The sequence below is a fragment of the Streptomyces sp. NPDC056480 genome (genome assembly GCF_042795405.1).
Classification (GTDB): domain Bacteria; phylum Actinomycetota; class Actinomycetes; order Streptomycetales; family Streptomycetaceae; genus Streptomyces.
In genome coordinates, this window is the sequence record NZ_JBHTSA010000025.1 from 80,341 (window position 1) to 88,709 (window position 8,369).

The following is an 8,369-nucleotide window of genomic DNA, read 5'->3' on the forward strand; positions in this document are numbered from 1 at the left end:
GGCCGGGGCGGAGGCCGCGGTCGGGTCCGTCACCGAGTTCGGGGCCTGGGCCGGAATCGGAGCCTTCGTCGTCGTAGTCGTAGTCGTCACGCTCGTGGTCGTACCCGTCGTCTCGGTCGTACTACCGGTCGCGCTCGCCGCGCTCGCCTTGCTCGTCGCGCTCGCCTTACTCGCCTTACTCGCCGGACGCGTCCCGCTCGTACCGCTCACCGTACTCACTGGGACACCACCGCCTTGCCGTCGGCGCCTGTCGCGCCCCTCGTGTACTGAGGGTGGATCAGACCGACGCAGCTGTAAGGGAGTTCGTCGACCTCCTCGACGGGTACGCCGCGCTGCTCGGCGAGCAGCCGGACGTGCGCGAGGTCGGCTTCGGCGCCCCGCTTGGCGAGGATCTTCCAGGGGACGCGGCGGAGCAGGACACGGGTGGTCTCGCCGACGCCCGGCTTGACCAGGTTGACGTCGTGGATGCCGTACTCCTCGCTGATCCGCTCCACGGCGGCCCAGCCCTCCCAGGTCGGAGTGCGGTCCGCGGCCAGCAGTTCCTTCACGTCGGCGTCGACGGCCGCGCCGACCTCGTCGAAGCGGGCGGCGACGGCGTCGAGGAAGGCGTTGGAGACGTCCGCGCCGGCCAGCTCGCGGTAGAACTTTCCGCCGTGGAAGTCGTTCGGTCCGACCAGGTCGGCGCGGAGCACCGTACGGGAGATCAGGCCGGAGACCGTGGAGTTGAGGCAGGCGGAGGGTATGAGGAAGTCCTCGCGCGTGCCGTACGTACGGACGCAGGAGCCGGGGTCGGCGAGCACCGCGATCTCCGGGTCGAAGCCGGTGACGCCTTCGGCGGCCTCGAACTCCTTGATCGCGTCGGCGAGTTCACGGGTGATGGCACCCTTGCCGGTCCAGCCGTCGACGAACACGACGTCGGCCGGGTCGTGGTGGGCGGCGAGCCAGCGCAGCGCGTTGGCGTCGATGCCGCGGCCGCGCACGATGGAGACGGCGTAGTGGGGCAGGTCCAGGCCGTGGCGGGCCTGCGCCCAGCGGCGCATGAGGACGCCGACGGGGGTGCCGGCGCGGGCGAGCGAGACGAGGACGGGGCGGTGGCCGGGCCGCTCGCGCTCCGCGAGGACGGTCTCGGTGACGGTGCCGACGGCGCGGGCGATGCGGGCCGCCGAGGTCTCCAGGGCTGCGTGGAACAGCTCCTGGTAGCGGTCGCTCGGCTGGTACTCGACGGGGAGCGACTCGGCATAGTGCGCGCCGCCGCTCTGGATGGCTTCCTCGCGTTCCTCGGTGGGCGCCTCGAGCTCGACGTCCGAGAGGTCCTGGAGCAGCCAGCCGACCTCCTCGGGTGCGTACGAGGAGAAGGCGGGGCCGCGGAGGGGCTCGGGCAGCATGGAGCTCCTTTCGGGAGCTTCGGTGACTTCGGTGGCTTCGGTGGCTTCGGCGACCTCGGTGACCTCGGGCGTGGCGTCGTACGGAACGTACGGCGAGGCCGCGGGCGTGTACGAGGGGACGACGGCGAGCACGACGCGCGGGATGTGCGCGGCGAGCTGGGCGAGCAGGCCGTCCGGGGCGTGCAGGGCCGGGGTGTCGGCGGTGGAGTCGACGACGAGGACGACCGCGTCGAAGCCCGCGCCGGCCACGTTGTAGGCGTAACGCTCGCCGGGGCCGTCGGCGGGGTCGTCGTGGGCGGGGAAGACGAGCCGGGTGCGGATCGCGTAGCCGGGGTCGTCGACGGCGAGGACGGGCGAGCGGGTGGTGGTGGAGTACCGGACGTCGTGCCCGGCGTCCTCAAGCGCGGTGCCGAGGCGCAGGGGCGCGTACATCAGCTCCTCGAACCCGAGGACGAGGACACGGGGCCCTGCGGGCGGCGGCGTGGGGGCTTCGGACCGCCCCTCGGCAGCCGAGCCGGACCGCCCTTCGGCAGCCGAGCCGGGCCGCCCGTCGGCAGCCGAGCCGGGCTGCGCCTCCGCGGACAGGTCGCGCCCGCCCTCGGCCGACAGACCGGGCCGCGCCTCCGCCGACAGGCCACGCCCGCCCTCAGCTGCCAGGCCGGACCGCCCCTCCGCCGACAGGACACGCCCGCCCTCGGCTGCCAGGCCTTGTCCGTTCTCAGCCGCCGGGCCGGGCCGGGCGGGGGCGGCTGGGACCCGGGGGGTCTCGGCTGCCGGGACCCCGAGCGCCTTCGTGATCCTGCCCGCCATCGCGGGCAGCGCCGTCTCCAGGCGGTGGCGCTGGTCGGGTGTGAAGCCGTGCCGGCCGCCGTCGGGCAGCCCCTCCGGCCAGTCCAGCGCCACCCGCACCACGCTCGGGGCCGAGAGCGAGGCGGGTGCGGAACCCGCTCCCGGCTCGTACGCCCGTTCGTGTTCCGCCACCAGCGCCTGGCCCTTCTCCAGGACCCCGTCCGGGAGGCGTACGGTGCCGGCGGCGCCGGATATCAGGTCGACGCGGGCGCCTATCTCCGCCGCGAAGGCGTCCAGGCGGCCGAGGTCGGCGGCCGAGCGCATGTCGACGAGGGCGACGACGACGTACCGGTCGCGGGGGTAGCGCTCGTGCAGGTTGCGGACGGTGTTGAGGACCGTGTTGCCGGTGGAGAACTCGTCGTCGACGAGGACCAGCGGGCCGTCGCCGGCGAGCAGCTTGGGGTCCTCGGGCAGCAGCAGGTGCGAGGTGGCGTGCGAGTGGGACTCCTCGAAGCCGCCCGCGCGGGCGACTCCGGCCACCGGACGCCGGGTGGAGTGGAGGTACGGGGCGAGGCCGAGGCCGTCGGCGACGGCGTGGCCCAGGGCGGTGGCCGTCTCGGCGTACCCGAGGACGACCGCGCGCGCGGCCTCGTCGTCACCGAGGAGCGCGCGGACGCGCCGGCCGAGGTCGAGGCCGGAGCCGTAGACCACGGACGGTCGCTGCGGCACGTGCTTGCCGAGCACGCTGGAGACCAGCAGATGCGCCCGCTTGGGGTTGCGGCGCAGTGCGAGGCCCAACAGGGCCGGTAGCGCCTCGTCGCCGATCAGTTCGACGCCCAGTCGCTCCGCGACCCACGTTCCGGTCCACACCACGTCGTCGACGTCCCTTCGTCAGCCGGCAAGTCCGGCGGTGAGCAGATCCACGAAGCCGACGTCCTCCTTGGCGACGCCGAAGAGCTCGGCGCGCAGGAGGATGCGTTCGGCCCACGCGCGATGCGGCTTCACTTCGTTCATCTTGTTCGTGTAGGCGGAGCGGAGGACTCCGCCGCCGCCCTGTTCGGGCCGCAGGATGTCCTGGGCGTCGCTCCACTCCTCGTGGCTGACCACGGAGAGCGCGTGCACCGGCACCACATGGGTGGGGTGGATGCAGGTCTTGCCGAGCAGGCCGTTGGCGCGGTCGAGTTCGATCTCGCGCAGCAGGCCGTCGAGGTCGTGCTCGATGAGGGCCGTGCGCAGGTCCTCGGCGCGGCCTTCGAGGAAGGGGCTGCGGCGCAGCTGGGGCTTGAACATGCGCTCGCCGGGCCGGAAGTACTCCCAGACGGGTCCGGTGACGGTGAAGCCGGTGCCGTCGGAGCGGCCGAGGACGTTGACGACGTCGGCGATGACGTTCGCGACGATCTTGACGTCGTACGCGGTCATGTCGGGCGAGCGGCGGAGCCCGTAGGCGGAGCAGAAGTCGGTGACGCCGAGGCGGAGGGCGAGGACCCGGTCGCGGTACTTGTCGGTGATCGAGGCGATGCCGGCCAGGGTCTCGGCCCGGGTCTCCAGGTGGAGGAGCTCGGGGGACTCCAGGACGGGCATGGCGAAAAGACGCCGTCCGCTCGTCCGCTCGGCCAGGGTGAGGGCTTCGAGGAAGGCCTGTCCGCGTGCCTCGGTGAACTTGGGCAGTACGAATCCGGACAGCAGGCGGACCGTTTCTCCAAGCCGGGCGACGAGGTCGGTGATCTGGCGCGGATCGCGGACGCGGATGAAGAGCAGGGGCAGATCCTCGGCGGGGTCCGTGGCGGTGTCGGCGTCCGTCACGGTTCCGGCGGCGTGATCGGCGAGGTCGGCGAACTGGCGTACGAGGTTGTCCTCGCCCGCCTCGACATCGGCGTCGCTGATGGAGTCCTCCAGGCAGAGCACCATGGAGACCACTCCACGGGCCGCCTGCTTGCGCACGTCGTCGGCGAGCCGGGGCCGGGTGGCCGGGCTGTAGAGGGTGGCTCCGAGAGCCACGGCGAGCGTGCGCGCGGGCGAATCTGCCGTGAACTCGACCGGTTCCCGAAGGAAGAGACCAGCCCGCGTCGCGGACGGAATGTGCCCGAAATGACGCATATAAGTCCCCCGTCTACCTCTCTGGAACCTGACGACATGTGGCCGGTAATAGTACGTAGGTGCGGGTGTCCACAGTTCCCTCCGAGCATGAAATCCAGGTAACTCGTCAGCGTCCGTCACGCCGTCCCGCGACAGGTGACGCCCCCGCGTTGTCCGCGGGTCCGCCGGGAGGGCAGGATGACGGTCATGACGCACGCGATGCTGAAGGGCTCCAACGTCCCTCTCGACACCGCGGCCGTACGGGCCGTGCTCCGCTGGACCCCGGGCTCCGGGGTCCCCGACGTGGATGCCTCGGCCCTGCTCCTGGGGCCCTCCGGCCGGGTGCGGTCCGACGAGGACTTCGTCTTCTACAACCAGCCGCGCCACCCTTCGGGCCTGGTGCGACGGCTGCCGAAGAAGCGTGACTCCAAGGGTCTCACGGACACCGTGGAAGCCGACCTCGGAAGCCTCGAGCCCTCCGTCGACCGGGTGGTGATCGCGGCCTCCTCCGACGGCGGCACCTTCCGCTCCGTCTCCGACCTGCGGATCCTGCTGTACGACGCGACGGCGGGTCCCGACGCCGAGGCGCTGGCCCTGTTCTCCGTGACGGCGGAGACGGGCGAGGAGACGGCCGTCATCTGCGGCGAGCTGTACCGCCGCGGGGACGGCTGGAAGTTCCGAGCCGTGGGTCAGGGCTATCCGACGGGCCTGGTCGGCCTCGCCACCGATTTCGGCATCTCGGTCGACGAGGACGCGCAGGACGCCCAGGACGCGGCGCAGGCGGCCGCCGCCCAGGCGGCGGCCCAGAGCGCCCAGGACGGCTCTCAGGGGGCCCAGGGCGGCTTCCGCGAGGTCCCGGGCGGCCACGGCTCCCCCGGCGAGGCCCAGGAGGCCACGGCGGCCACCGTCGCGTCTCCCGCCGGCGACCCGGATCTCGACCTGACCGTCGCCCACCCGCCCGTACCCGTGCCTCCGCAGCCGACCATGCCGCCGCCCATGCCCGACCGTGCGCCGGCCTACGGCTACCCCCAGCAGCCCGCGAACGCCGCACCCGCCACCGCCCCCGCGTACGGCTATCCCCAGCCGGTGACCGCCCCCGAGCAGAACCCGGCACCGGAGTTCCGGATGCCGCCGATGGGCCCCCAGTTCGTCCGGTCCTGAGGGCGGTCCCGAGGCCGGTCCCAAGGCTGGTTCTGAGGGCGGTCCCGAGAGCCGCCCCGAAGGCCGTCCTGAGGCCGGTCCCCAGGCCCGTCCTGAGGCCGGTCCCCAGGCCGGTCCCAAGGTGCGCCCCCGAGGCGGACCCGCGGACGCGGGCAACGGCTACGCCTTGGTCTTGTAGCCGCGCCCCCACTGGAGACCCCAGCCGTACAGCCGGTCCAGTTCGGCCTGGAAGCCGTACACGAAGCGCACCTCGCGGCGGACCGTCAGCTCGCCCTTGGCGTTCTCCACGGAGAAGACCGCGCAGGAGCGGGCCTGCGGGGCGCGCTCGTCGAGCTCGATCTCGATCCGGGGACCGTTGCTCGGATAGAGCGTGATCTTGGCGTGCGTACGGTCGAAGGCAGGCGTCTGGTCGTAGATGTACACGAAGAACAGCAGGCGCTTGATCTCGTCCTTGTGGTCCAGATTGACGAAGATCGTCTCCCCGGAGGAGCCGCCGAAGCGGTCGTCGCCGCTGAGTTTCACGTAGGGCGCGCCGTTCAGGTCGCCGAAGAAGCCGCCGAGCGGCTGCACCACGCCCTTGCTGCCGTCGGCGAGCTCGTAGAGACAGCCCAGGTCCAGGTCGACGTTGACCATGCCCTGGGTGTGCGCCTGCACGACCTCGGGCTTGAAGAGCTGGGACGGGTTGCGGAGCAGCCGGCCGCTCTGCCGGGAGCGTCCCTCGAGGTCGGAGGTCCGCATCCGCCAGGAGAGGTTCACCCGGAGGTTGCCGGTGGCGGCGCCCTGTTTGGTGAGCGAGACGGACGGGCGCCGTTTCGTCAGATCGATCGTGTTCGACGCGGCGCTGCCCGAGTCGAACTGCGACGCCGCCCTCCCCGGAAAAAGGTTGTCCCAGAAGGCCATGCCGCCTTCACCCCCCACTGGTCGCCGACCCCACTGTTCGCCGGCACCGCTGATCATCCGACACCGCACATGATCACCGACACCGCACATGCCTGCGGGGCGGCCGGGTGCACCGACCGCCCCGCAGTGAAGCGTTCCTCATTGCCGGGGGTGTCACACCCCGGACGACACCTCGGTCTTGTCCCCCGAGGGACCCGACCCGCCCCCGGCCGCCGCGAGCGCCTTGTTGCGCCGTACGGAGGACCAGAAGGACCAGGCGATGAGGGCGACACCGATGAGACCGGTGACCACCTCGGGGATCTGGTAGCGGATGGAGACCATGAGGATCAGGGCCAGCGCGCCGATCGCGTAGTGCGCGCCGTGCTCCAGGTAGACGTAGTCGTCGAGGGTGCCCTGGCGGACCAGGTAGACCGTCAGCGAACGGACGTACATGGCGCCGACGCCGAGGCCGAGCGCCATCAGGACGATGTCGTTGGTGATGGCGAAGGCGCCGATGACACCGTCGAACGAGAAGGAGGCGTCGAGGACCTCCAGGTAGAGGAACATGAAGAAGGCGGCCTTGCCGGCCAGCTGGACGACGCCGACCTGCTTGCCGCTGCGCTTGGCCTCTTCCTCGGCCTCGTGCTCGCGCTCCTCCTCCTCCTCGAGCTTGTTCTCGAAGTAGCCGGAGAGACCGCCGACGACGAGGTACGTGATGAGGCCGAAGACGCCGGAGAGCAGGACCGTCGACGCCGCGTCGATGTGCGTGCCGCCGTGCTGGTGGGCCTGGGTCGCGAAGGTCATGGCGCTGACGGCGAGGACGATCAGGGCGATGCAGACCGACAGCATGTCGACCTTGCCGAGCTTGGCCAGCGGGCGCTCGAGCCAGCCGAGCCACTTGATGTCGCGGTCCTCGAAGATGAAGTCGAGGAAGATCATCAGCAGGAACATTCCGCCGAAGGCCGCGATCGACGGGTGGGCGTCGGTGACGAGCTGTTCGTAGCGCTCGGCGTCGTTGAGTGCGAGATCGACGGCCTCGATGGGGCCGATCTTGGCACTGATCGCCACGATCACGACGGGGAAGACGAGCCTCATGCCGAATACGGCGATGAGCACACCGATGGTGAGGAAGATCTTCTGCCAGAAGGCATTCATCTTCTTCAGGATTCCGGCGTTGACCACTGCATTGTCGAAGGACAGCGAGATCTCGAGGACACACAGGATCGCGACGATCCCGAACGCCTCCCACCCCCCGTAGAGCACCGCTGCGACCAGGCCGAGCGCCGTGATGGCGAACGACCAGCCGAAGGTTTTCAGAACCACTGTTTGCCCCATCGTGAATTACACGGCTTTACGAAACGTTGACCCCGAAGTCTAGAGCGATGCCCCTCAGCCCCGACGCGTACCCCTGACCGACGGCGCGGAACTTCCATTCGCCGTTGTAGCGGTAGAGCTCGCCGAAGATCATCGCGGTCTCGGTGGAGGCGTCCTCGGAGAGGTCGTACCGGGCGAGTTCCTGGCCGTCCATCTGGTTCACGACGCGGATGAACGCGTTGTTGACCTGACCGAAGCTCTGGCCTCGGTTGTCGGCGTCATGGATCGACACCGGGAAGACGATCTTGTCGCAGTGGGCCGGCACCTTGGAGAGGTCCACGATCAGGGACTCGTCGTCCCCGTCGCCCTCTCCGGTGAGGTTGTCGCCGGTGTGCTCGACCGAGCCCTCGGGGCTGCGCAGCTGGTTGTAGAACACGAAGTACTCGTCCCCGAGCACCCGTCCGGCCTGGCACAGCAGCGCGCTGGCGTCGAGGTCGAAGGGGGCTCCGGTGGTGGAGCGCGCGTCCCAGCCGAGCCCGACGAGGACCTGGGTGAGGTTGGGTGCGGCCTTGGAGAGGGAGACATTGCCTCCCTTGGCGAGCGTGACGCCCATGATTCGTTTCCTCCCCGGTGGTGATGAGGCACGTCCGGGGGCCCCCCGGGTGTTGGGGGGCCGGGCGGGGGGGGGGGTGGGGGGCGGAGGTGTTGGCCGACAGCCCGGGGGGTTTAAAAAAAAGAAACCGGCCCCCCCACAGAGATGGTTTA

Annotated in this window: 6 protein-coding genes; 1 reads left to right on the forward strand and 5 read right to left on the reverse strand. The window is 70.7% G+C overall.

The window, feature by feature from the left end; translation table 11 throughout:
• Positions 1 to 215 precede the first annotated feature (215 nt).
• On the reverse strand, positions 216 to 3,047 hold the full coding sequence (locus ACFQ79_RS14280) for a phosphoribosyltransferase (RefSeq protein ID WP_383582783.1): 2,832 nt from the start codon (positions 3,045 to 3,047) through the stop codon (positions 216 to 218).
• Between the two features lie 18 nt (positions 3,048 to 3,065).
• Positions 3,066 to 4,271 (reverse strand): HpcH/HpaI aldolase/citrate lyase family protein, encoded by a 1,206-nt coding sequence (locus tag ACFQ79_RS14285; protein ID WP_383582785.1) that lies wholly within the window; start codon positions 4,269 to 4,271, stop codon positions 3,066 to 3,068.
• A 177-nt stretch (positions 4,272 to 4,448) separates the two neighbouring features.
• Here ACFQ79_RS14285 and ACFQ79_RS14290 point away from each other — a divergent pair, with 177 nt between their 5' ends.
• A complete protein-coding gene (locus ACFQ79_RS14290) occupies positions 4,449 to 5,411 on the forward strand; it encodes a TerD family protein (RefSeq protein ID WP_383582787.1) in 963 nt (320 codons plus the stop codon).
• 159 nt (positions 5,412 to 5,570) lie between these two features.
• On the opposite strand, the gene ACFQ79_RS14295 is transcribed toward ACFQ79_RS14290, so the two are convergent.
• From ACFQ79_RS14295 to ACFQ79_RS14305, 3 genes are all read right to left on the reverse strand, one after another.
• A complete protein-coding gene (locus ACFQ79_RS14295) occupies positions 5,571 to 6,311 on the reverse strand; it encodes a Tellurium resistance (RefSeq protein WP_209494706.1) in 741 nt (246 codons plus the stop codon).
• Between the two features lie 153 nt (positions 6,312 to 6,464).
• Complete coding sequence (locus ACFQ79_RS14300) at positions 6,465 to 7,613, reverse strand: DUF475 domain-containing protein (protein WP_383582790.1); 1,149 nt, start codon at positions 7,611 to 7,613, stop codon at positions 6,465 to 6,467.
• Positions 7,614 to 7,641: 28 nt separating this feature from the next.
• Entirely contained in the window at positions 7,642 to 8,217 is a 576-nt protein-coding gene (locus tag ACFQ79_RS14305) for a TerD family protein (protein ID WP_383582792.1), read from the reverse strand.
• Between the last annotated feature and the right edge of the window lie 152 nt (positions 8,218 to 8,369).

Excerpts from the sequence above, each read along its gene's own strand:
- ACFQ79_RS14285 (WP_383582785.1), bottom strand. The coding sequence starts at position 4,271 with ATGCGTCATTTCGGGCACATTCCGTCCGCGACGCGGGCTGGTCTCTTC.
- ACFQ79_RS14290 (WP_383582787.1), top strand. The coding sequence starts at position 4,449 with ATGACGGTCATGACGCACGCGATGCTGAAGGGCTCCAACGTCCCTCTC.
- ACFQ79_RS14295 (WP_209494706.1), bottom strand. The coding sequence starts at position 6,311 with ATGGCCTTCTGGGACAACCTTTTTCCGGGGAGGGCGGCGTCGCAGTTC.
- ACFQ79_RS14305 (WP_383582792.1), bottom strand. The coding sequence starts at position 8,217 with ATGGGCGTCACGCTCGCCAAGGGAGGCAATGTCTCCCTCTCCAAGGCC.